This window comes from Galactobacter caseinivorans, from assembly GCF_003640665.1.
Lineage (GTDB): Bacteria > Actinomycetota > Actinomycetes > Actinomycetales > Micrococcaceae > Galactobacter > Galactobacter caseinivorans.
Map to the genome: position 1 here is coordinate 225,823 of NZ_QQXL01000003.1, position 23,003 is coordinate 248,825.

The following is a 23,003-nucleotide window of genomic DNA, read 5'->3' on the forward strand; positions in this document are numbered from 1 at the left end:
GCCTAGACCGGTGCGCGGCCCAAGCAAAAGTCGCGGGGTTCCGCGGCGGAGGAGAGTCACGTGATCGAAGAAGCCCTGGGCGAGGCCGCCGAGAAGATGGATAAGACGATCGAGGCCGCCAAGGAGGATTTCTCGAGCATTCGCACGGGTCGCGCCAACCCGGGCCTCTACAGCAAGGTCATGGTGGACTACTACGGTTCCCCGACCCCGCTGCAGCAGCTGGCACAGTTTGGCGTGCCGGATGCCCGCACCATCCTCATCACCCCCTTTGATGTGTCCGCGATGCGTGACATCGAGAAGGCGCTGTCTGATTCCGAGGTGGGCGCCAACCCGTCCAACGACGGCAAGCAGATTCGCATCACCCTTCCGGAGCTCACGCAGGAGCGTCGCAAGGAGTACGTGAAGATCGTCAAGGGCAAGGCTGAGGATCACAAGGTGGCCCTGCGCTCCATCCGCCGCAAGGCCAAGGAGACCATGGACAAGGCCGTCAAGGATGGCGATGTCGGTGAGGATGACGGCGCGCGCGGCGAGAAGGAACTCGACGTGATCACCAAGAAGCACGTCGAGTCAATCGACGAGCTGCTCAAGCGCAAGGAAGCTGAGCTGCTGGAGGTCTGATGACCCACGGCTCTTCTTTCCCCCCGCCCGTCCCGGACCCCTCTGAAGGGGAGCCCGGGGCGGGCGTGGTGCCGCCTGGCACCATTCCCGCACCGTTGATCGCTGTGGAGGCCGGGGCGGCGCCCCTGCTTCCTGGGGAGGTGCTCGACGGCGCGGACGAACCTTTGCATGTTGCCTCGCCTGCCGAGGTGCCTGCGGAGGCGCGGCCCGCCACCCGGCGCGCTCAGCGCCAGGAACGCGCCAAGACCTCCCGCGCCGGGCGCGACCTACCCGTCGCCATCGGCGTCGGGCTGTTGTTGCTTGCCCTGCTGCTTGGCAGCATGTTTGTGGTGCCCCAGCTCTTTGTGGTGATTGGGGCCGCGGCGTGCGCCGTGGGTTGCTGGGAGGTCTCGCGGGCCCTGCAGTGGCACAGCGGCGTTCCGGTGCCGCTGATTCCGCTGATCTTTGGCTGTCTCGCCCTGCCGTTTGGTGCCACGTATGGCGGCCCAGAGGGGTTGGCGGTGGCCATCGCCGCCTCCGCCGTGCTCGTCACGCTGTGGAGCGTGTTTGAGGGCAGGGCAACCGCCGCCAAGTCGGTGACGCTGAGCCTGCTGACCCTGGCCTGGGTTCCCGTCCTTGCCTCCTTCGCTTTCCTGCTCTTCCGCGAACCCAACGGGCCCATGCTGCTGCTGGCCACCCTGTTGCTCGTGGTCTCCAATGACACCTTTGGGTATCTGTTTGGCGCGTGGCTTGGCAAGCACCCCATGGCCCCCAAGATCAGCCCCAAGAAGTCCTGGGAGGGCTTTGCCGGGTCCGTTGGCGGAGCGGTCGTGGTGGGCGTGCTGGTCTGCATCTTCATGTTGGACGTGTCGTGGTGGATTGGCGTGGTGCTGGCCGTGGCCACCGTCATGGCCTCCACCGCAGGCGATCTGTCGGAATCCATGGTCAAGCGCGAGCTGGGGATCAAGGACATGTCCAATATCCTGCCGGGCCACGGCGGCATCATGGACCGCCTGGATTCGATCCTGTTTGCCGTGCCCATGGGTTATCTGGTCTCGGTGCTGGCCTTTGGCACCGTGGCATAGTCGCCAGTCGCGGTGCGCTTGAGAGAGTGCATCGCCTCACTCTCTGCGCCTTGGGCGCACCACAGCGGGGTTGCCTCGCATAAGATGAAACGGCCCATGCCGGGGCCCGGCCTTGCCGGACCCACCAATCAGGAGGAGACACCGTGACGGTGAATCAGGACGCCGCCCATCCCGGCGAGGAGGCCCCGAGCCTCTTCCCGCGCGTCGCCGATAACGAGTTCGGTTACGACCCGGCTCAGGTGGAGCGTTTCCTGCAGGCGGCAAGGGCCACGTATGAGGGCCAGCAGGCGGACGACGCGGTGACCAGTTCCGTGGTTCGCCGCACCACCTTTGATCCCGTCCGCGGCGGTTTTGAACCGCGCGAGGTGGACGGCGCCTTGGACAGGCTCGAGGACGTTTTTGCCGCGCGCGAGCGCAACGCGATGGTCCAAGAGCAGGGCCAGGAGCGGTGGATCGAGGGCATTGCCCAGGTCTCCGGCGTCCTGCGCGCCCGGCTGCACCGCGAGCCCGGCGAGCGTTTCCGCCGCCCCTCCCGCAAGAACGTGCCCTCCTATGCCATTGAAGACGTGGACGCCATGTGCGACCGCTTGATTGACTACTTTGAGCGCGACGTCCCGCTGAGCGTGGACGATGTTCGCCGCGCCGTCTTTGGCCGCGCCATGGGCGATGAGGGCTACGAGGAGAATCAGGTGGATGCGTTCCTTGACCGCACCATCGAGCTGATGGCCTCGATCGACTAGTCTCGATCGGTTCCACCCGGTCGACTGTGACTGCCTGCGCGTCGGCTACGGCGTGTGGAGGCGGCGCATCACGGCATCCAGCGCGCCATCAGGGCCGCGATCTGGACGGGCCAGCGAGACCAAGATGATGGCGAGGCAGGCCGCCGGCACGCTCAAGAGCGCCGGTTGCGCCGCCAGCCCGCCCAGCATCCCGCCAGCCCCCAGCAGGGTGGCTGCCGTCCCCGCGAGCCACACCGTGGCCCCGGTGACCAGGCCGGCCACCGCCCCGGCCCCGTTGGCTGCGCGCCACCAGATCCCGGCCAGGAGCACGGGGGCAATGGTGGAGGCGGTCAGGGCAAAGACCGAGCCGATCACCCCGGCGATGGCGCTGGAGGCCGTCACCAGGGACAGCAACCCGGGAACCAGGGCGGCAATGAGCGCGCCGCGGCGGAAGCCGGAGACGGAACCACTGAAGAAGCGTCGGCTCATCACACCCGCCATGGCGATGCACAGGCCGGACGAGGTGGAGACAAACGCGGCAAACGCCCCGCCCGTGATCAGTGCGGTCAGCAGCACACCCCAGATCCCACCCACCACGCTGCCGGGGAGCAAGAGGACCGTGGCGTCGCCTGCACCGGCGGCCTGCCCGGAGGCCACAGCCAGCAGCCCGAGCGTGGTGGGGAACAGATAAAACAGGCTCACCAGACCCGTCACCATGACGGTGGTTCGACGGGCGGATTCACCGTCAGGGTTGGTGTAGAAGCGCACCAGCACGTGGGGCAGGCCCATGGTGCCAAACACGAGTGCCAGTAGCAGTGAGACCGTCACCAGCGGCGAGAGCGTGGACTCTGGCAGGGGTGCGCCGGCCGCGTGAGTGCCGGCCTCGAACGGCCCGCCGCCCAGCACCAGCGCCACGGCAATGGTCGGGATGGCCAACGCGGCGAGTTTGATCCAGTACTGCACCGCCTGCACCAGGGTGATGGAACGCATGCCGCCTGGCACCACGGAGGCAATCACCACCGCCGTCACCACCAGGGGTCCCACCCAGGCCGGCGCGCCCATGACGGTGGTGACGGTGACGGCCGCTCCGTGCATCTGCGGCAGCACGTACAGCCAGCCCACGCCAAGGACCGCGTAGCCGAGCGCCCGCGCCGCGCGCTCGTCCCCAAAGCGCACCAGGGCAAAGTCCGGCAGCGTGTAGGCGCCGGATCTACGCAGGGGAGCGGCCACAAAGAGCAGCAACATGAGGAATCCGGCGGCGTATCCCACCGGGTACCAGAGGCCGTCTCGGCCGGAGAGCGCTATCAGGCCAACCACACCAAGGAAGCTCGCGGCGGAGAGGTATTCGCCGCCAATGGCAGAGGCGTTCCACCAGGGCTTGACGGACCTGGCCGCCACAAACACGTCCTCGGTGGTGTGCCTTGATCCCAGACCGCGCACGGCAATGAGCACCGTGGCGAGGCAGACCACCGCGATGGCTAGGCCATTGGCTACGGCGTTCACGGGCGCGCGAGCCGTCGGTAGCGCCGCTCCAGGCGGCGGGCAGCCGCCTGGTAGAACAGGGCGGCCCCGAGCACCAGGGGGTACAGGGAGAAGCCGATGAGCCACCAGGACAGCGGCAGCCCGCCCCAGCGCACGGCCTCCAGCAGCTCCCACGTGGCCACGACCACGGCCAGGACGGACAGCACGGCCAAGAAGCCACACGCCACCCCCAGGCTGAGCCTCAGCTGGGCCCGCCGCAGCTGATCCACGTAGAAGTCCTCCGTCCCAGAGGAACTGCCTCGCGCCGGAGCGGGGCCCGCGTCATCCGCGGTGACTCGCACCCGCCCGCCCGCAGGCGGCGGGAGGTCCTCCGGGCTCATGCCCCGACCCCGCGTGCGTCCCGTTCCATGCTGGCTCGGACCCGGCTGAGTGCGCGTCTGGCGACGGGCAGGTCTGCCCCGGCCACGCGGACCATGGGCAGGCCCTCTACCCGGTGTACCGAGTCGATCGCGGAGACGCGCACCAGCGCGGAGCGGTGCACGCGGATGAACCCGGAGTGGGCCCAGCGCCGCTCCAACTCGGTGAGTGGGGTGCGCTCCAGGAAGGATCCGCGCGCGGTGTGCAACCGGGCGTAGTCCCCGGCCGCGGTGACGTGCGTGATCTCCGCCAGGCGCACCCGGACGGAGGCGTTGCCGACCCCCACCACGATCGCGGCGCCGGCCTCCGCGCCGTCATGGGCAGGGGGGCCGGATTCAGTCGCGTTGCTGGTTCCGGTCGCGTTGGCCGGTACCGGGTCGCCAGGTGTTGTTGCCTTGCCCGACGCCGCTTGCTTGCCTCCCGGAGCCAGCGGCGCCGCGGCATGGGGGGAGTCCCCGACGGCGTCCGCCACGCGGCGGATCGCCTCCGCGAGGCGCTGGGGCCGCACGGGCTTGAGGAGGTAATCCACCGCTGCCAGTTCGTAGGCCTCCACCGCGTGGCGCTCATCCGCTGTCACAAACACCACGGCCGGAGGCGCCGCAAAGCGCGCAAGGACCCCGGCGATGTCCAGGCCGGAGAGGCCGGGCATGTGGATGTCCAGCAGCACCAGATCCACGTGGTTCTCGCGCAGAAGGCGTAGGGCTTCCTCGCCGGTCTGGGCGGTGATGACCTGGCCCACGCGGGAGTCCCTGCCCAGCAGGTAGCGAAGCTCCTGCAGCGCGGGGAGCTCGTCATCCACCACAAGGACGCTGATCACGGGGTTCCCTTCGCAAGAGTGGGGGTGGGTTTGGCTGTGGGCACCGCACCAGGATGGAACTTAGGGATGCGGGTCACGACCGCCAGTCCAGCCCCCGGAGCCGTATCCACCACCAACCCGGAGCCGGGCCCGTAGAGCTGGCGCAGGCGCTGGTCCACATTGCGCAGGCCCACGTGCTCCCCGGCCGTGGTGCCGGTGAGCACCTCGCGGATGCGCTCGGGGTCCGCGCCCACGCCGTCATCCTCCACACGGATCAGCGCGCCGTCGCCCTCATCGCGCACTGTCAGTGTCACGGTGCCGCCATGGGGGGAGCGCTCCAGGCCATGCCGCACCGCGTTCTCCACCAGCGGCTGCAGGGTGAGGAAGGGAAGGGGCATGGGCAGCACCTCGCGGGCCACGTCCAGGCGCACGCGCAGGCGGTCCCCAAAGCGGGCGCGTTCCAGGCGAAGGTAGCCCTCGATCGCGGTGAGCTCCTCCGCCAGTGTGGTGAAGTCGGAGCGGCGGCGGAAGGAGTAGCGCGTGAAGTCAGCGAACTCGAGCACCAGCTCGCGGGCGTGCTCTGGATCTGTGTGGATGAAAGAGGCAATCGCGTTCAGAGAGTTGTAGATGAAGTGCGGGCTGATCTGTGCCCGCAACGCCCGCACCTCCGCCTCCGCAAGGGCCGCGCGCTGGCTCTCCAATTCGGACACACCCAGCTGCGCCGAGACCCAACTCGCGGTCTCATCCACCGCACGGACCAGAGAGGCGTCCACCGACTCGACTGAGACCTCCAAGGTGCCCACGCGCCGGGTCCCCACGCGCAGCGGTGAGACAACAACGTGCCAGGTGCGAGCGCCGTCGGGCACTTTGAGGACCTTGGTCTTCTCCGCGAGCACCCCGAAGGTGGGGGAGTAGCCCTGAGGCCAGGTGCCATGGCGGGCTAGGAGGCGGTGGGAGTCCAGCAGTGCCACACCGTCCGCGGCAAGCAGCGAGGCCAGCGACGCCGCGGCGGCCGGGGCGGTGCTCGGGTCAAGGCCGTGCTCCAGGGAGGGGGCGGTGCGGGCCACCGCGTGCAGGGTCTCGTAGCGGGTCTGTGCCGCAGCGGTGCCGAGCGAGCGGTCCCGGCGCAGGAAACGCAGCACCAGCCCGGCCGCGAGCGCCACAAAAAGAGTGGCGGCGCCGGCCGCCACCAGCAGCTGGATCGCGGTGGATGACATGCCCCCAGCGTAGGTGAGGTGCGTCACTGCGGCGGTCTCCGCTCGCCGTTCATCGTGTCCACGTGACCGTTCGGCGTGTTCGTTGCGCCGAATGGCGCACAACCGCGCCCCATGCGCCCATGCGAATGTGATCCAGCGCACACTGGCGGCAAGCATCACTCACTCGTTAGACCCTTGGAGGATTCGCATGTCCACCGCCCCATCACCGGCGCCGGAGGCCTTTATCCGGGTGCAACAGGAGCCACGCTTTGTGGCGTTGCGCAGCAAGTATCGGCGTTTTGCCTTCCCCATGACCGTGTTTTTCCTCGCCTGGTACCTGAGCTACGTCCTGGTCGCGGCGTTTGCCCCGCAGTTCATGGCGATCCGGGTCTTTGGGTACGTCAACATCGGGATTCTCTGGGGGCTGCTCCAGTTCGTCTCCACCTTCGCCATCACCTCCATCTACGTCAGCTTCGCGAACCGCAAGCTTGACCCGGAGGCCACGGCCATCCGGCAGGAACTCGAGGCGGAGGCCGCAAACACCGCCCCCGCTGCACCCGAGCAGGGCGCTGAGCAGGGCACCGAGCAGGACACCCAGGCAGAGGAGGGGAAGGCATGAACGCGCAGAGCATCATGGCGGCGCAGATCCTGGCCGCAGAGAAGGGCGAGCAGGTCGGCAATCCGTGGATCAACATGGGCATCTTTGGGCTCTTTGTGGCCGTGACGCTCGTGGTGGTGTTGCGGGCCTCGCGCAATACCAAGACCGCCGCTGACTACCTGGCCGGTGGCCGCGCCTTCACTGGTCAGCAGAACGGCACGGCTATTGCCGGGGATTACCTCTCCGCCGCGTCCTTCCTTGGCATCGTGGGTGCCATCGCGATCTATGGGTACGACGGCTTCCTCTACTCCATCGGCTTCCTCGTGGCCTGGCTCGTGGCGCTGCTGCTGGTCGCGGAGCTGCTGCGCAACACCGGCAAGTTCACCATGGCGGATGTGCTCAGCTTCCGGCTGCGCCAAAAGCCGGTCCGCATCGCGGCGTGCATCACCACCATGGCCGTCTGCCTGTTCTACCTGCTGGCGCAGATGGCAGGCGCCGGCGGCCTGGTCTCCCTCCTCCTGGGCATTAGCGACAGGGCCGGGCAGTCCGTGGTCATCATCGTGGTCGGTGCGCTCATGATCTTCTATGTGCTGATCGGCGGCATGAAGGGCACTACCTGGGTCCAGATCATCAAGGCTTGCCTGCTGATCGCCGGCGCCTTTGTCATGACCATCTGGGCGCTGGCCCTCTACGGCTTTGACTTCTCCGCCCTGCTGGGCGGCGCAGTGCAGACGGCAGGCACCGACAAGATCCTGGAGCCCGGGTTGCAGTACGGCAAGAGCGTCGTCACCAAGCTGGACTTCATCTCCCTTGGCTTGGCCCTGGTGCTCGGTACCGCCGGCTTGCCGCACGTGCTGATGCGCTTCTACACGGTCCCCACCGCCAAGGAGGCCCGCAAGTCCGTGGTCTGGGCCATCTGGCTCATCGGCGCCTTCTACCTCTTCACCCTGGTGCTGGGTTACGCGGCCGGTGCCATGATCGGCGCGGACACCATCAAGGCGGCCCCCGGCGGGCAGAACTCCGCTGCGCCGCTGCTGGCCTTCCACCTGGGCGGCTCCGTGCTGCTTGGCATCATCGCCGCCGTGGCGTTCGCGACCATTCTGGCTGTGGTGGCCGGCTTGGCCATCACCGCTGCCGCGTCCTTCTCCCACGACATCTACGGATCCGTGATCAAGAAGGGCAAGGCCTCCCCGGAGAAGGAGGTCAAGGTGGCACGCCGCACGGTCGTGGTGATCGGCATCGTCGCCATCGTCGGTGGCATCGGGGCCCAAGGCCAAAACGTGGCGTTCCTGGTGGCGCTGGCCTTCGCCGTCGCCGCCTCCGCCAACCTGCCGACCATCCTGTACTCGCTGTTCTGGAAGCGCTTCAGCACGCGCGGTGCCCTGTGGTCCATGTACGGCGGGCTTGGCTCGGCGCTGATCCTGATCATCTTCTCGCCCGTCATGTCCGGCACGGCGACCTCCATGATCCAGGGCGTGAACTTCGCGATCTTCCCGCTCGCGAACCCCGGAATCGTCTCCATCCCGTTGGCCTTCCTCCTGGGCTGGCTCGGTTCCATCACCGACGGCAACAAGGAGGATCCTGCCAAGGCCGCCGAGATGGAGGTGCGCTCCCTCACCGGAATTGGCGCGGAGGCCGCGGTGGATCACTGATCGGCTCTCAGTAGCAGTAGCAGTAGCAGTAGCAGTAGCTGTCGCAGCGCTCGACGCCGCGGCAGCAGGAACGGGGCAGGGGCGGCCGGCGGCCGCCCCTGCTTTGTGCTGGGACCCCGCCAGGGGTGGCGCTGGGAGCGGTGTGCTGGAATGGGTTCTGCCAGACCCAGGAGATCAACCACAGGAGCCCCATGGCCAAGCCGTTGCAGAAGCTGATCTGGCTGCACACCTGGGAGGACTATCTCCTGGACGGTTCCGCGCTGCTGGTGGGTCCCGTCATGCGCGTGGAGGACACCAGCGAGTGGACCACGCCGGCCCAGGTGCTGGCCGCCTATGGGATCGATGCGCCGCAGGTGGGGTCCGTGGATGTGCTCCGCTTTGAGCCCTCACCCCTGGCGCAGCTGAGCATTCCCACCCCGGACTCTCCCGCAGGCGTGGCGGGCTTTGCCCACGGCTTTGCCGACGGCGCCCTGAGCGGGGCCGGGCTGGTGCCGGTCTGGGACCTGGCCCCCACCGAGGTGCCGCGCGGCGCCGAGATGTGGCGCCTCTTCGCCGACGGCCGCCAGGAGCTGGTGGCCGCATTCCAGGGCCCAGCGCAGGGGTGGAGCGCCAATACCTCCCTGGTGCCGAGCCCGCCGGAAACCCCCGGCCTCCACCCGGGCCGCGTGCCCGCGCCGCCGTCCGCGACGGTGGGTCCCCAGGCGGAGCTGCGGGGCAAGACCTACCGGGCATCGTGGGTGGACCCGGCCACGCTGGAGTTGTTCAGTGTCGCAGAGCCGGCCCCCCAGGACTTTGAGCGGATCCGACCAGGACTGTCCCGCCAGCTGGTTCCGGCGGTGCTGTGCACGCGGATCTTTGAGGAGACCGTCAGCGCTCTCTGGACCGGCGCGGGCCGGTATGAGCCGGGACGCCCCGAAGCGGTGCCATGCCAGGTCTTGCACGCCGCGCCGGACGGAGTCAGCGTGCTTCTGAGCGTCGATGCGGCCCGCGCAGCGTCGCTCCAGGCGCACGAGTTGGAACCCGGCGTGTGTCGCAAGACCGTGCCGCGGGAGGAGCTCGCCGAGCCGCGCGGCGTCCAGGTGGAACTGGGTCCTCAGCCGCAGTGGTGGAGGGCCATGACGCCCCGGCAGGCCTGCGACCAGATGGACTTCTGGGCGGAGCAGCCCTGGCCGCTGTCCACCGAGGCGGCGCAGCGCCGCCTGAGCCTCACCGACACCATTCACCACGTCTCCCCGGAATCCACGGCCTTCCTTGGCGACGCGTTTGCGCTCATGGTCAGAGAGGGCGCGCGCCGCTGGGGCAGGCCAACCATGCAAGACGGCTGGGGCGCGGTCACCGGCTCCAGCACCGCCCGCTGGAAGCTGGCCGGTGGGTCGCGTGTGTCCTTCGGCCTCCAGTCCGGGGTCGTCACCGCCACCTTTGACACGCCTCAGGGCGCGGAGCAGGATCGCAGGCTGGACGAGTGGGACGGGGAGTGAGGCGGGGGACATGGGAACAGGAACCGACGTGAGCGAGTGGGACGACTTTGAAAACCGCCTGGGCGCCGCCCTGCGCCAGGTGACGGATCGGGTGTTCCTGATCGTCGCCTCGCAGGACGCCCCCCTGAAATACGTCCAGTTCGCCGCCACAGCGGAGTTGCTGGACGCCCAGGCGCCGGGGATCGACGTGGTGGTGGCGGCCAAGGAGGCCGCCCTGAGCGGAGCCGGCTGGGCGCCGCCCAGCGACCTGGAGCCCAACTGGACCTCGCCGCTGCCCAGGCCGGCGCTGAGCGCCGAGTACGCGGCGCTCGCCGCGCGGTGTGTGGTGGCGCTGCGGGACGCCTTTGGCGTGGAGAGCCCGTTTCAGCTGGCCTACCGCGCCTGGCGCGAGGCGGAGCAGATGCCGCCGGGCGTGACGTACAACCAGGCGCAGCTGCGGCGCCTGGACCCCGGCGAGAGCGGGCTGGAACTGCCCGCGCTGGCGCTTGGCACCTTCTGAGGCACCACTAGCGCCGGCAGTTCAACGTCACTGCTCGACGCCGCGTGGTGGCGTGGCGCCCTCCCGCCGCGCGAGCATGGTGGCGGCGCCCGCTCCGCTCAGCGCGCCGTCCGGCACGGACCGCCCGCTCACGGCCAGCAGCAGATCGATGGCGCGGCCGCGCGCCCGCGGTAGGTCCTGCGCCTCCGGCTGCTCCGAGGCCGCGGGGGAGACGAAGGCCGTGTCCGTGGCCTCCAAGCCCAACCCGGCCGCCCGCTCCTTGCCGCCACCGAAGCTCACCGTGGTGCGCAGCTGCTGCGCTAGCGCCAGCGCGACATCCGACGGGGGCGGATCCGAGGCGATGCCCAGTGGGCGGCGGATGTCCTCGCCGTGCACAAACACCTCCACCAGCCGGTTGGCCGCCGGGCCAGGGGGAGTGCGCACCCAGCTGGCCACCTGCGCCAGAGCGGCCACGGTCTCCTCTGGCCGCTCGCGGCGCTCACGCCGGATCCCCGCCGCGTTGGCGGCGTCAAAATCCCCGCGTGCCAGCAGCATCTGCCACACAAAACCACGGCGAGTGGTGCGCGCTGACTCCACGAGGTGCGCCACGACGTCGTGCACATCCCACCCCGCGCACAGTGACGCGGTCGCGAAGCGCTCAGGCGGCACCCCGTCCAGATCGCAAACCAAGGCGGAGCGGGCCGCATGGACGGCCGGCCAGACGGAGGGAGCGGAGGAGTTCATGCCTTGAGTGAAGCAGTTGGGACCGTGAAGGTCGACTACTACCCAGTAACCCCTTGAGGAATCTCACAGCTGTGAGTAGCGTCACGTGGTGAGGTGCGGCTACCGCCGTGCCTCTGAGTCGGGTCTCCCGCGGCACACCCCCGCAGGCGGAAGGCCCCGATTGAGGAGGTGCTCCATCATGGCGCTTGCCCCGAGCGAGAGAAACTTCACGGATCCCACGCCGGATCCCAGGGACGGCTCCGCCGTTCCGACCTTGTCGCTGTTGACGCCCCAGGGCGTCCGGACGACCAACGGACCCTACGCTGAGCGCGTCGCGGACATTGACGACGCCGAGCTCGCGAAGCTGTATTCCCAGATGATTGTCCAGCGCCGCATCGATGCAGAGGGCACCGCCCTGCAGCGTCAGGGGCAGCTGGCCCTCTGGGCGCCGTCCAAGGGCCAGGAGGCCGCGCAGATCGGCGCCGCGAGCGCCCTGCGAGAGACTGACTTCATCTTCCCCACCTATCGCGACCACGGCGTGATTCACTCCCGCGGTGTGGCCCCCGCGGAGGTCATGCGCCAGTGGCGTGGCGCCTCCCACGGCGGCTGGGACCCGCACGAGAAGAAGATGGCACCGGTGCAGATCATCATCGGTGCGCAGACGCTGCACGCCGTGGGCTACGCCATGGGCGCGGCCTTTGACGGCATGGGCGGTAGCTCCGTGGTGTTCTTGGGTGACGGTGCCACGAGCCAGGGTGACGTCAGCGAGGCCATGGTCTTTGCCGCGAGCTTCCACGCGCCCGTGCTGTTTTTCCTGGAGAACAACCAGTTCGCCATCTCCGAGCCGGTGGAGTTGCAGTCCCGCATCCCGCTGGTGGAGCGCCCCCGTGGCTTTGGCATCCGTTCCGTGCGCGTGGATGGCAACGACATCCTCGCTGTGGTCGCCGCCACCCGCGAGGCGCTGGAGCGCATGGACGCGGGGGAGGGCCCCCAGTTCATCGAGGCCGTGACCTTCCGCCAAGGCGCCCACACCACCGCGGATGACCCCACCAAGTACCGCGCCAAGGAGCTGGAGGAGCACTGGGCCAAGCTGGATCCGATTGACCGCGTGGAGACCTACCTGCGCGGGCGTGGCATGGACACCGAGGCCATCGTTGACTCCGCCCAGAAGGAGGCGGATGGCGTGGCCGCAGAGTTGCGCGCGGCCGTGATCGGCATGACGGAGAAGGATCCGGAGATGCTGTTTAAGCACGTGTACTCGGAGCCGCACCCGCGCATTGCGGAGCAGCGCGAGGAATACATGGGCTACCTGGCGGACCTGGAGGATGGGGCATGAGCCAGCAGGCACAGGCGGCGCCCGCCGCAGAGGCGAGCACCAAAAAGCTCACCTTCGCCAAGGCCATCAACGCCGCGCTGGACACGGCGCTGGCGGGTGATGAGCGGGTGCTGCTCATGGGAGAGGACATCGGCAAGCTGGGCGGCGTCTTCCGCGTGACGGACGGCCTGCAGGCCACGCACGGGGAGCAGCGGGTCATCGATACCCCGCTGGCAGAGTCCGGCATTGTTGGCACGGCCGTTGGCCTGACTTTCCGTGGATTCCGGCCCATCGTGGAGATCCAGTTTGATGGCTTTGTGTACCCGGCGTTTGACCAGATCGTGGCGCAGGTCGCCAAGCTGACCATGCGCACGGATGGCAGGCACAAGATGCCCATGGTCATCCGCATTCCCTTTGGCGGTGAAAACGGTTCCCCGGAGCATCACTCGGAGTCACCGGAGGCGTACTTCATGCACACCGCCGGCCTGCGCGTGGTGGCACCCGGCACCCCGCAGGACGCACACGACATGCTGCTGCAGGCCATCGCTAGCGATGACCCCGTGATCTACCTGGAGCCCAAGCGCCGCTACTACGAGTCAGCGCAGGTGGATGTGAACGCGATCAGCGCCGCGCCCGCCCTGGATTCTGCGCTGGTGCGCCGGGCGGGAAGCGACGTGACGCTGGCCGTCTATGGCCCCCTGGTCAAGACCGGGCTGGACGCAGCAGAGGCGGCCGCCGCGGACGGCACCAGCGTTGAGGTGGTAGACCTTCGCAGCCTCTCGCCCCTGGACTTCGGGACGCTGGCGGCCTCCGTGCGCCACACCGGTCGCCTGGTCGTGGCACATGAGGCCTCCCGCACCGGAGGTGTGGGCGCTGAGGTCTCCGCTGCCATCACCGAGCGGTGCTTCGAGTACCTGGAGCACGCCCCGGTGCGCGTCACCGGCTTCGACATTCCCTATCCGCCGGCCTACCTGGAGCATTTCCATGTGCCGGATCGGGACAGGATCCTGGACGGAATTGATCACGCTTTGGGCCGTTTTGATGGAGTTGGACTGGATTCCTCCGAGCGTCAAGGGGGATCACACTGATGCAGATTGTCTTCCCCCTGCCAGATCTCGGTGAGGGTCTGACCGAGTCAGAGGTTGTCTCCTGGAACGTCAAGGAGGGTGAAATGGTCACCCTCAATCAAGTCCTGGGAGAAGTAGAGACGGCCAAGGCCGTGGTAGAGCTGCCCAGCCCCTACGCCGGCATGATCGGCCTGTTGCACGCCGGTCCCGGCGATGTGGTGGAGGTGGGCAAGCCGCTGGTCACCTTCCAGGTGGAGGGTGAGGAGCCCGCCCCGGATGATGAGGACGAGCGCACGCCGTCGCTCGTGGGCTACGGCGCGCCCACCCACGGGGACGCCCCCGTGCGGCGCCGCCGCGGCCGCGGTGCTGGCGCGCATTCCGCGTCGCAGATCTCCGGCGCCCAGGTCTCCGGGGGCCAGCCCTCCGGCGCCCAGATCACCAGCCCGACGGAGTTCGCTCCGGTGGGAACGCCCATGCCGCCCGCGGCGTCGGCACCGCAGGCGCCGGTGGATGCGCCGGCTTCGGACGTGAGCCCGACGCCGGGCCCACGCACCGATCGCCCCCGCTCCACCCCGCCCGTGCGCAAATTGGCGCGCGATGCCGGCGTGGACCTGGAGGCGCTGGTGGGCACCGGCATGGACGGGCTCATCACGCGTGAGGACGTCACGGCGGCCATCGCCGGGGGCGTCGCCTCGCAGGGTTCCGCCCAGGAATCCGCGCAGGCCCCGCAGTCTGCCTCCGCCGGTGAGTCGGGTCGTGAGGGGCTACGCACCTTGGGTGGCCGTCCTCGCACCTGGCAGGTGCCCGTCAAGGGCGTCAAGAAGGCCACGGCCAACGCGATGGTGGCCTCGATGCGGGATCAGCCGCAGGTCACCGAGTTCCTGACCGTGGATGTCACGCGGTCCATGGAGCTCATCGCAGAGCTGAAGCGGGACCGCGAGTTCCGCGACGTGAAGTTCTCGCCGTTGACGCTGGTCTCCAAGGCGGTCTGCATCGCCATGGAACGCGAGCCGGGCCTGAACGCGCGCTGGGCGGAGCAGAACATCACCATGCAGTCCTTCGTGAACCTCGGCATCGCCGCGGCCACGGAGCGCGGCCTGGTGGTACCGAACATCAAGGACGCGCAGGCGCTCTCGCTCAAGGAGCTGGCGCTGGCCATCAATGACCTCGCGGCCACGGCTCGCGCGGGCAAGACGGCCGCCTCTCATCTCTCCGGTGGGACGTTCACGATCACCAACGTGGGCGTGTTTGGGGTGGATGCCGGCACCCCGATTCTGAATCCGGGGGAGACCGGCATCCTGGCGATTGGCCAGGTGCGCAGGACCCCGTGGGAGCACCGCGGGGAGATTGCGCTGCGCGAGGTCATGACGCTCTCGCTCACCTTTGATCACCGCGTGGTGGATGGTGCAGAGGGTAGTCGGTTCCTGGCGGACATCGGTGCCATCCTCAACAACCCAGGGCGCACGCTGACGATGCTCTGAGCCGGTGGTTCAACCCACGCACAGAACGACGGGGGCGGTCACCGAAAGGTGACCGCCCCCGTCGTTCAGGCAAAGACGTGCAGGCAAAGACCTGCGGGAAAGGATGCGCAGGAAAGGATCCGCAGGGAAAGCCGTGCGGTGAAGCGTGCCGCTATCCGCGCAGGCTCCAGCGCGGAGCCGGCTCAGCGCAGCTCGAGGATGTCCTCGCTGACCACCGCGGCGCGGGCGTTGGAGAAGTCCTTTGACTCGCCGATCTTGACGAAGCCACGGCGCTCAAGCATGACCTGCGCGCCCATGTTGTCTGCCACCACGCGGGCGCGCACGGGACGGGCCGGGAACTCCTTCAGGAACGCGTCCACGGCGGCCGTGGTGATGCCCTTGCCCCAGAATTCCTTGGCGGTCCAGAAGGAGAGCTCCTGGATGCCGTCGTAGGGGTAGAGCACAATGGAACCGGCCACAACGCCGTCCTGCTCGATGGTGCGCAGGACCGTCTCCGGGTCCCGCATCATCAGTCCCCAGTGGTAGTTGAAGACGCCGCGATCCGCCGGGTTCTTGGCGGTGAAGGCGGCCATCTCGTTGGCCTCGGGATCGAGCTGCTGCTCAAAGAAGCGGTCGAGGTCGCCGGGTTCGACGGGGCGGAGCTTCACAATGCCTCCTGGGGGCTTGGTGGGTGGTGACAATCTGGTGCGGCGCAAGGGTGTGCGCCACAACACCCTGTCACCTTACCGCCGCTGAACCGCTCGCGCCCCGCAGAGGCGCGCGCTGGGCGGTCAGCGCGGCAAGGGAGAGCTGGGTCAGCAGCGCCTCCGGGTCGGGAACGGCTCCGGAGCGGCGCAGCCCGTGCGGGGTGGAGTTGAGCAGCCCCAGCGCCGCGTGAACCCGCAGGCCAAGCTCGGCTGGTTCCGCTCCCGGCAGGTGTGGGGCCAGCGCGTTGACCCAGAGCTGCACGTACTCCGCTTGCAGGGAGCGCACGCGGTGACTCGCTGCGGCCTCGAGACTGGTCAGCTCGCGCTCCTGCACCCGAATGATGGCGGCCTCGCTCACGGCAAAGCGCGCGTGGGCGGCGCAGAGGGCGTGCAGGGGATCGGGGGCGGCCGCGGCGGCCAATCCGCCGGCGAGCAGGCGCTCGGAGACGTCGATCAGCAACTCGGCGAGCAGCTCATGCTTGGAATCGAAGTGCCGATACACGGCCGGCGCGCTGACCCCGGCCTCCGCGGCGACGGCGCCGAGGGTCGTGGAGTGGAAGCCCTCCGCGGCAAAGAGTGCGGCGGCGGCGCCGAGCAGTTCCGAGCGGCGCCTGGCCTTGGCGCTCTCGCGTTCCGAGGGCATGGGTTCCTCCTGTGGACGGGCCGGTGAGCGGGCGGGCGGCGTTCCGTGCTGCTCAGCCCTAGACAAGGGTGATGCCGCTCACTAGTGTCGAGTTCAGTGAATCACCATTCACTGAAATTGTCCCGCCCGGTCCATCCGCGCGATGCCGGGCGCCCCACTTCAGCGAGGAGGCTGTGGTGCCGACCCTGAGCACCCAGGTGGACCCCACCGACCCCATTGCCCAGGCCCGTGCCCAGGCGAACCAGAGCCTGGACCGGGAGCTTCGCACCCGCCTTGAGCGCGCAGCGCTCGGTGGCCCGCAGTCCTCCAGAGACCGGCACGTGGGCCGCGGCAAGCTGTTGCCGCGGGACCGCGTGGCCCGTCTGCTTGATCCAGGCTCGCCCTTCCTTGAGGTGGCCCCCCTCGCGGCAGAGGAGATGTACGACGGCGCGGCGCCGGGTGCCGGCCTCGTGGTCGGCATTGGCCTGGTGCAGGGCCGCCACGTGATGGTGGTCTGCAACGACGCCACGGTCAAGGGCGGAAGCTACTTCCCCATGACGGTGAAGAAGCATCTGCGCGCACAGGAGGTGGCGATGGAGAATCGCCTGCCCTGCGTGTACCTCGTGGACTCCGGCGGCGCCAACCTTCCGCGCCAGGACGAGGTCTTCCCCGACCGGGAGCACTTTGGGCGGATCTTCTTTAACCAGGCCCAGATGTCTGCGGCCAAGATCCCGCAGATCGCCGCCGTGCTTGGCTCCTGCACCGCAGGAGGCGCCTACGTGCCCGCCATGAGCGACGAATCGGTGATCGTGCGCAATCAGGGCACCATCTTCCTGGGTGGGCCACCGCTCGTGAAGGCAGCCATCGGCGAGGACATCACGGCGGAGGAGTTGGGCGGCGGAGACCTGCACGCCCGCGTCTCCGGCGTGGTGGATCACCTAGCTGAAGACGACGCACACGCGCTCCAGATTGTCCGGGACATCGTCGCGACCCTGCCCGCACCCGCGGTCCCCTTTGACGCAGGAACCCTCGCGGACGCCGTCGAGCCCCTGCTGCCAGCCGCCGGTCCCTCCGGCCTGGAGGCCGTGATTCCGGTGGACGTCAACGAGCCCTACGACGCACACGAGGTGATTGCCCGGCTGGTGGATGGCTCCGAGCTGGAGGAGTTCAAGCCGGAGTTTGGTACCACGCTCATCACCGGCTTCGCCAGGATCGGCGGGCACCGCGTAGGCATCCTCGCCAACAACGGCGTGCTCTTCTCCGCCTCAGCGCAGAAGGGCGCCCACTTCATTGAGCTCTGCGATCAGCGCGGCATCCCGCTGCTGTTCCTGCAAAACATCTCCGGCTTCATGGTCGGCTCCGCTGCGGAGGCCGGCGGCATCGCCAAGGACGGCGCCAAGTTGGTCACCGCGGTCGCCACGGCGCGCGTACCCAAGCTCACCGTGGTGGTGGGTGGCTCCTTCGGTGCAGGCAACTACGCCATGTCCGGGCGCGCCTATCAGCCGCGGTTCCTCTGGATGTGGCCCAACGCCCGCATCTCCGTGATGGGCGGGCGGCAGGCGGCGAGCGTGCTCTCCACCGTCAAGCGGGACGCCCTGGCGCGTGAGGGCCAGGAATTCACCGCCGAGCAGGAGGCGGAGTTCAGCGCCCCCACGCTGGCCCAATACGAGCACCAGGGCAGCCCGTGGTACTCCACGGCCAGGCTCTGGGACGACGGCGTCATTGCGCCGAGCGACACCCGACGGATCCTGGCTCAGGCCCTGGACGTCATCACCCGCACGCCCCTGCCGGAGACCTCCTTCGGCCTGTTCAGGATGTGAGCGCCGTGAATCAGGCAACACCTCAGAACCCCACCGCTTCGCAGACGGCCGCCGGCCCGCAGGCCACCTCCGGGTCCCAGACCTTCGTCGGCACCGTGCTGATCGCCAATCGCGGCGAGATTGCGCGGCGCATCATCCGCAGCGTGCATGCCCTTGGCCTGCGCGCGGTGGCCGTCTACTCGGACGCGGACGCCGCCGCGGCGCACGTGCGTGAGGCGGACGTGGCCGTGCGCATTGGCCCAGCACCCGCCGCACAGTCCTATCTTGACCAGGATGCGGTCATCGCCGCCGCCGTCGCCACCGGGGCGGATGCCGTGCACCCCGGCTACGGCTTCCTCTCAGAAAACGCCGTCTTTGGCCAGGCGCTGGAGCGCGCCGGCATCACCTTCGTTGGCCCCAACGCCGAGGCGCTGGATGTCATGGCGGACAAGATTACGGCAAAGAATCACGTCAGCGCCGCCGGGGTCCCCGTGACCCCAGGCGTGGCGGAGGCGGGATTGAGCGATGAACAGCTCATGGACCGCGCTGCCGAGGTGGGCTACCCGCTGCTCATCAAGCCGAGCGCGGGCGGCGGCGGCCAGGGCATGGTGGAGGTCCACGAGAGCGGCGAACTGGCCGCGTCCCTGGCCTCCGCCCGCCGCACGGCCCGCTCCTCCTTTGGCGATGACACGCTCTTCCTTGAGCGCCTGGTCACCACGCCCCGACACATCGAGGTGCAAATCCTCGCGGACAAGCTCGGCAACGTGGTGCACCTCGGCGAGCGCGAGTGCTCACTGCAGCGCCGCCATCAGAAGGTCATCGAGGAGGCTCCGGCCCCGCTGTTGGAGGGGCTCGACGACGCTGGGGTTGCCTTGCGCGCCCGGCTGGGCGCCGCCGCCGTGGAGGCCGCGCGCTCCGTGAACTACGTTGGCGCGGGCACCGTGGAGTTCCTGGTCTCAGACGAGCGCCCGGATGAGTTCTTCTTCATGGAGATGAACACGCGCCTGCAGGTGGAGCATCCGGTCACCGAGGAGGTGGTGCGCGTGCGCGGCGCCGCCCTTGACCTGGTGGCTTGGCAGATTCGCATCGCCGCCGGCGAGGCACTGGACTTCATGCAGGATGAGGTGGAGTTGGTGGGCCACGCGGCGGAGGCACGCGTGTACGCCGAGCGCCCGCAGGATGGCTTTTTGCCCGCCGTGGGCCCAGTGCGCCACGTGCGTTTCCCTTCGGGGCCGGGCGTGCGTGTGGATGCGGCCCTGGACGGGCCGGGGGAGGTCTCTTCTTTCTACGACCCCATGATCGCCAAGGTGATTGCCTCCGGCCGGGACCGTGCGGAGTCGTTGCGGCGCCTGGACGAGGCGCTTGCCGGGACCTTCGTGGCCGGATCCGGCACCAACGTTGACTACCTGCGCCGCCTCATCTCGGACCCGGATGTGCGGGCCGGGCGCCTGGATACCGGGCTGATTGGGCGCAAGCCAGAGCTGACTCAACCGGTGCAGAACCAGGACGCCTCCGCCGTCGCGAGCGTTGCCGCCGCACACCTTGAGGTGCGGGCCGGGCGTGCACAGGCGCTCCTTGAGCCGCTGGCACCGACGCCTGGCAGCGCCGCCCACCCCGCGGCGTCGGGCCGTGGAGCCGCCGCGCAGCGCGTGTCCGCCGCCTGGGGAGCAGACGGCTTCCGGGCCGGCGGCCCGGCCCAGCCCGTGGCTCTTCGCCTGCGCTCGGAGGACGGGCAGAGCCTGGACGCCGAGCTGATGCTCACGGCCAACGGTGCCGCAGGCGGGACCGGAAGCCTCGAATGGAGCGGCGGCCGCGTCACCCGCCATGCTGAGGCCACCGTGCAGGAACTGCGCCTCGTCGTGGACGGCGCCCACGCCGGAGCCGCCACCCTGGTGCACACGGGCGGCGCCGCACCGGAACTCTGGGTCCACCTTGACGGCACCACACTGCACGTCAGCGCGCCGCTGCGCGCCGAACGCACCCGCCTGGCGCTCGCCGAGCGCGAGGTGGAGGCCGGCGGAGGCGATCCGCGGGCGCTGGCGCCCATGACCGGGACCGTGTCCATGGTGCACGCATCCTCCGGCCAGCACGTGAGCGCTGGGGAGCCGCTGCTGGCGATCGAGGCCATGAAGATGGAACACGCCGTGCTGGCGCCGCTGGACGGCGTGCTCACCCTGCACGTCGGCTCCGGGGAACAGGTGGCACAAGGCGCCGTGGTCGCCACGGTGGAGCCGCACCCCGAACCGCACCCCGAGCGCGACGGCGCAGAAACACTTACGGGGCCCGCCACCGCGGCGCCCGCCAACGATCAGGAGCAGTCATGACAGAGAACCTGCTGGAACCCGAGTACCAGGACCTGGTTGATACAGTCCGCGAGTTTGCCGACGAGGTGGTGGCGCCCGCGTCCTATCAGCACGACAAGGACCACACCTTCCCCTACGAGATCGTCTCCCAGATGGGTGAGCTCGGGCTCTTTGGCCTGCCCTTCCCCGAGGAGTTTGGCGGCATGGGCGGGGACTACTTTGCGCTCGCGCTGAGCCTGGAACAGCTGGGCCGCGTGGATCAGTCCGTGGCCATCACGCTGGAGGCCGGCGTCTCCCTTGGTGCCATGCCCGTGTATCGCTTTGGCACGCAGGAGCAGAAGGAGGCGTGGCTGCCTCAGCTCACCTCCGCCAAGGCGCTGGCTGGCTTTGGCCTCACCGAGCCGGACGCTGGCTCTGACGCGGGTGGAACCCGCACCACCGCCCGCGAGGAGGGCGGCAACTTTGTGATCAACGGTTCCAAGGAGTTCATCACCAACTCCGGCACGGACATCACCCGCCTGGTCACCGTCACCGCGGTCACCGGCGAGCTGCCGCCCAAGCAGGAGGGCGGGGCCCCGCGCAAGGAAATCTCCACCATCTTGGTCCCCGCGGATACCGCCGGCTTTACCGCCGAGCCTGCCTACGACAAGGTGGGCTGGCACGCCTCTGACACCCACCCGCTCTCCTTCAAGAACGCCGTGGTGCCGCAGGAGAATCTGCTGGGTCAGCGCGGCCGCGGCTACGCCAACTTCCTTTCCATCCTGGATGAGGGGCGCATCGCGATCGCGGGCCTTTCCACGGGCGCAGCGCAGGGTTGCGTGGATGAAAGCGTGAAGTACGCCAAGGAGCGCAAGAGCTTTGGCCGTCCCATCGCCGAGTACCAGGCGGTGTCCTTCAAGATTGCGCGCATGCAGGCGCGCGCGCACCAGGCCCGTTTGGCCTACCACCACGCCGCCCGCCTCATGCTGGCCGGCAAGCCGTTTAAGACCGAGGCCGCCATGGCCAAGATGATTGCCTCTGACGCCGCGATGGACAACGCCCGCGATGCCACCCAGGTCTTTGGCGGCTACGGCTTCATGAACGAATCCCTCGTGGCCCGCCACTACCGCGATTCCAAGATCCTGGAGATCGGCGAGGGCACCACGGAGGTCCAGCTCATGCTCATTTCCAGGAGCCTGGGGCTGTGACTCGCAGGATTGTTCAGCGCGGGCTCTACGCGGGGGAGATGGCGCTGGGGGATGAGTTTGTGCATCAGCCCGGGCGCACCCTCACGGAGGCGGACAACGTCTTGTTCACTACGCTCACCATGAACCCGCAGGCGCTGCACCTTGACCAGGCCTTTGCCGCCGGGCAGCCCTTTGGCAAGCCGCTGGTGAACTCGATGCTGACCCTGTCCACCATGGTGGGTCTCTCCGTGGCGCAGCTGACACAGGGAACCTTGGTGGCGCAGCTGGGGCTCAGCGACATCCGCTTCCCGCACCCGGTCTTTCACGGTGACACGCTCTATGTCGCCACGAGCATTACGGACAAGCGCGAGAGTTCCTCGCGCCCAGGACAGTGGATCGTGACTATGCACCACGTGGGCCGCAATCAAGATGGGGTGGTGGTCGGAGAGGCCACCCGCACCGCGTTGATGTGGCAGAGCGAAGCGGTGCGGGAGGAGGCACAGTGAGCCACGCTATCCACGTGAACGGTTTTGAGCTGGGCCCGGACATCATGTTTGTCCCGGCGGATCGGCCGGAGCGTTTTGAGAAGGCAGCCCAGCGCGCTTCCGCGGTGATCATTGACTTGGAGGATGCGGTCTCCCCGGACGCGCGTCCCGCAGCGCGCGAGGCGTTGGTGGCCTCTCAGCTGGATCCGGCCACCACCATCGTGAGGATCAACGCCCGCGGCACGGAGGATCATGAGCTGGACGTGAATGCGCTGCGCCAGACGGCGTACCGCTACGTCATGGTTCCTAAGGCGGCTGTGCCGGCGGAATTGCCCGTGCTGGATGGGCTGGGGAAGCCGTACAAGATTGTGGCGTTGGTGGAGACGGCGCTTGGTGTGGCGCAGGCGGAGCAGATTGCAGCCGCCCCGGACGTTGTGGCGATGATGTGGGGCGCGGAGGACCTGGTCGCCTCCACGGAGGGCACTGCCTCGCGCCGCGCGGGTGGCGAATACCGGGACCTGGCGAGGTATGCCAGGGTGCGAGTGTTTGTGGCCGCCAAGGCCTTTGGGCGGGTGGCCATCGATTCGGTGTATCTGGATCTGGGCGACGCGGAGGGCCTGGACGCTGAGGTGGAGGACGCTCTCGCCTGGGGCTTTGAGGCCAAGGCGGTGTTGCACCCGGACCAGGCGGCGCGGGTGCGGGTCGGTTTTGTGCCCGACGACGCACAGTTGGCTTGGGCGCGCGGCGTGCTGTCCGCGGCGCAGGAGCAGCCCGGTGCCTTCCGCTTTGAGGGGGCCATGGTGGATGAGGTGGTGTTGAAGAAGGCGCGGATGCTGGTGCGCCGGGCTGCAGGCTGAG

General features: G+C 68.7%; 22 protein-coding genes. 15 read left to right on the plus strand and 7 right to left on the minus strand.

Going from position 1 to position 23,003, the window contains the following annotated elements; all coding sequences use genetic code 11:
* Positions 1–60: 60 nt before the first annotated feature.
* The 3 genes from frr (at position 61) to DWQ67_RS06475 (ending at position 2,422) form a co-directional block, all read left to right on the plus strand.
* On the plus strand, positions 61–618 hold the full coding sequence (gene frr, locus DWQ67_RS06465; RefSeq protein ID WP_121484767.1) for a ribosome recycling factor: 558 nt from the start codon (positions 61–63) through the stop codon (positions 616–618).
* Positions 618–1,682 (plus strand): phosphatidate cytidylyltransferase, encoded by a 1,065-nt coding sequence (locus tag DWQ67_RS06470; protein WP_121484768.1) that lies wholly within the window; start codon positions 618–620, stop codon positions 1,680–1,682. Before frr ends, DWQ67_RS06470 begins: the two co-directional genes overlap by 1 nt.
* Positions 1,683–1,825: 143 nt before the next feature.
* Positions 1,826–2,422 carry a DivIVA domain-containing protein gene (locus DWQ67_RS06475; RefSeq protein ID WP_199712628.1) on the plus strand — a complete coding sequence of 199 codons (597 nt, stop codon included), beginning with the start codon at positions 1,826–1,828 and terminating at the stop codon, positions 2,420–2,422.
* 45 nt (positions 2,423–2,467) lie between these two features.
* On the opposite strand, the gene DWQ67_RS06480 is transcribed toward DWQ67_RS06475, so the two are convergent.
* Genes DWQ67_RS06480 through DWQ67_RS06495 form a run of 4 tightly spaced genes read right to left on the minus strand, consistent with a single transcriptional unit; the run spans position 2,468 to position 6,313 of the window.
* Positions 2,468–3,904 carry a sodium/solute symporter gene (locus tag DWQ67_RS06480; RefSeq protein WP_121484769.1) on the minus strand — a complete coding sequence of 479 codons (1,437 nt, stop codon included), beginning with the start codon at positions 3,902–3,904 and terminating at the stop codon, positions 2,468–2,470.
* Positions 3,901–4,263, minus strand: a complete 363-nt coding sequence (locus DWQ67_RS06485) for a hypothetical protein (RefSeq protein WP_121484770.1) — start codon at positions 4,261–4,263, stop codon at positions 3,901–3,903. The genes DWQ67_RS06480 and DWQ67_RS06485 overlap by 4 nt, the downstream gene beginning before the upstream one ends.
* Positions 4,260–5,117: a LytR/AlgR family response regulator transcription factor gene (locus tag DWQ67_RS06490; protein ID WP_121484771.1), complete on the minus strand. Its 858-nt coding sequence runs from the start codon at positions 5,115–5,117 to the stop codon at positions 4,260–4,262. Before DWQ67_RS06490 ends, DWQ67_RS06485 begins: the two co-directional genes overlap by 4 nt.
* Positions 5,114–6,313 carry a sensor histidine kinase gene (locus tag DWQ67_RS06495; RefSeq protein ID WP_121484923.1) on the minus strand — a complete coding sequence of 400 codons (1,200 nt, stop codon included), beginning with the start codon at positions 6,311–6,313 and terminating at the stop codon, positions 5,114–5,116. The genes DWQ67_RS06490 and DWQ67_RS06495 overlap by 4 nt, the downstream gene beginning before the upstream one ends.
* A 187-nt stretch (positions 6,314–6,500) precedes the next feature.
* Between DWQ67_RS06495 and DWQ67_RS06500 the strand changes: the two genes are divergently transcribed.
* From DWQ67_RS06500 to DWQ67_RS06515, 4 genes are all read left to right on the plus strand, one after another.
* On the plus strand, positions 6,501–6,911 hold the full coding sequence (locus DWQ67_RS06500) for a DUF485 domain-containing protein (RefSeq protein WP_121484772.1): 411 nt from the start codon (positions 6,501–6,503) through the stop codon (positions 6,909–6,911).
* 14 nt (positions 6,912–6,925) lie between these two features.
* Positions 6,926–8,542, plus strand: a complete 1,617-nt coding sequence (locus tag DWQ67_RS06505; RefSeq protein WP_121484924.1) for a solute symporter family protein — start codon at positions 6,926–6,928, stop codon at positions 8,540–8,542.
* Positions 8,543–8,733: 191 nt separating this feature from the next.
* Positions 8,734–10,020 (plus strand): DUF6301 family protein, encoded by a 1,287-nt coding sequence (locus DWQ67_RS06510; protein ID WP_121484773.1) that lies wholly within the window; start codon positions 8,734–8,736, stop codon positions 10,018–10,020.
* Between the two features lie 28 nt (positions 10,021–10,048).
* Complete coding sequence (locus tag DWQ67_RS06515) at positions 10,049–10,519, plus strand: TY-Chap domain-containing protein (protein ID WP_121484774.1); 471 nt, start codon at positions 10,049–10,051, stop codon at positions 10,517–10,519.
* A gap of 27 nt (positions 10,520–10,546) precedes the next feature.
* Here the strand turns inward: DWQ67_RS06515 and DWQ67_RS06520 are convergent, their stop codons facing one another.
* Positions 10,547–11,242 carry a maleylpyruvate isomerase family mycothiol-dependent enzyme gene (locus tag DWQ67_RS06520; protein WP_121484775.1) on the minus strand — a complete coding sequence of 232 codons (696 nt, stop codon included), beginning with the start codon at positions 11,240–11,242 and terminating at the stop codon, positions 10,547–10,549.
* A gap of 178 nt (positions 11,243–11,420) precedes the next feature.
* Here DWQ67_RS06520 and DWQ67_RS06525 point away from each other — a divergent pair, with 178 nt between their 5' ends.
* Genes DWQ67_RS06525 through DWQ67_RS06535 form a run of 3 tightly spaced genes read left to right on the plus strand, consistent with a single transcriptional unit; the run spans position 11,421 to position 15,084 of the window.
* The gene (locus DWQ67_RS06525; RefSeq protein ID WP_121484776.1) at positions 11,421–12,557 is read left to right on the plus strand and encodes a thiamine pyrophosphate-dependent dehydrogenase E1 component subunit alpha; all 1,137 of its coding nucleotides are present in this window, start codon (positions 11,421–11,423) and stop codon (positions 12,555–12,557) included.
* On the plus strand, positions 12,554–13,624 hold the full coding sequence (locus tag DWQ67_RS06530; protein ID WP_121484777.1) for an alpha-ketoacid dehydrogenase subunit beta: 1,071 nt from the start codon (positions 12,554–12,556) through the stop codon (positions 13,622–13,624). The genes DWQ67_RS06525 and DWQ67_RS06530 overlap by 4 nt, the downstream gene beginning before the upstream one ends.
* The gene (locus DWQ67_RS06535; protein ID WP_121484778.1) at positions 13,624–15,084 is read left to right on the plus strand and encodes a dihydrolipoamide acetyltransferase family protein; all 1,461 of its coding nucleotides are present in this window, start codon (positions 13,624–13,626) and stop codon (positions 15,082–15,084) included. The genes DWQ67_RS06530 and DWQ67_RS06535 overlap by 1 nt, the downstream gene beginning before the upstream one ends.
* Positions 15,085–15,266: 182 nt before the next feature.
* On the opposite strand, the gene DWQ67_RS06540 is transcribed toward DWQ67_RS06535, so the two are convergent.
* The gene (locus tag DWQ67_RS06540; RefSeq protein WP_121484779.1) at positions 15,267–15,731 is read right to left on the minus strand and encodes a GNAT family N-acetyltransferase; all 465 of its coding nucleotides are present in this window, start codon (positions 15,729–15,731) and stop codon (positions 15,267–15,269) included.
* 70 nt (positions 15,732–15,801) lie between these two features.
* A complete protein-coding gene (locus DWQ67_RS06545; RefSeq protein WP_121484780.1) occupies positions 15,802–16,413 on the minus strand; it encodes a TetR/AcrR family transcriptional regulator in 612 nt (203 codons plus the stop codon).
* Positions 16,414–16,610: 197 nt separating this feature from the next.
* Here DWQ67_RS06545 and DWQ67_RS06550 point away from each other — a divergent pair, with 197 nt between their 5' ends.
* Genes DWQ67_RS06550 through DWQ67_RS06570 form a run of 5 tightly spaced genes read left to right on the plus strand, consistent with a single transcriptional unit; the run spans position 16,611 to position 23,002 of the window.
* Complete coding sequence (locus DWQ67_RS06550; RefSeq protein WP_407645800.1) at positions 16,611–18,212, plus strand: carboxyl transferase domain-containing protein; 1,602 nt, start codon at positions 16,611–16,613, stop codon at positions 18,210–18,212.
* A gap of 5 nt (positions 18,213–18,217) precedes the next feature.
* Positions 18,218–20,515 (plus strand): ATP-binding protein, encoded by a 2,298-nt coding sequence (locus tag DWQ67_RS06555; RefSeq protein WP_121484925.1) that lies wholly within the window; start codon positions 18,218–18,220, stop codon positions 20,513–20,515.
* The gene (locus DWQ67_RS06560) at positions 20,512–21,681 is read left to right on the plus strand and encodes an acyl-CoA dehydrogenase family protein (RefSeq protein WP_121484782.1); all 1,170 of its coding nucleotides are present in this window, start codon (positions 20,512–20,514) and stop codon (positions 21,679–21,681) included. Before DWQ67_RS06555 ends, DWQ67_RS06560 begins: the two co-directional genes overlap by 4 nt.
* On the plus strand, positions 21,678–22,166 hold the full coding sequence (locus DWQ67_RS06565) for a MaoC family dehydratase (protein WP_121484783.1): 489 nt from the start codon (positions 21,678–21,680) through the stop codon (positions 22,164–22,166). The genes DWQ67_RS06560 and DWQ67_RS06565 overlap by 4 nt, the downstream gene beginning before the upstream one ends.
* Positions 22,163–23,002 carry an HpcH/HpaI aldolase/citrate lyase family protein gene (locus DWQ67_RS06570; RefSeq protein ID WP_325049616.1) on the plus strand — a complete coding sequence of 280 codons (840 nt, stop codon included), beginning with the start codon at positions 22,163–22,165 and terminating at the stop codon, positions 23,000–23,002. The genes DWQ67_RS06565 and DWQ67_RS06570 overlap by 4 nt, the downstream gene beginning before the upstream one ends.
* The last annotated feature ends 1 nt before the right edge of the window (position 23,003 follow it).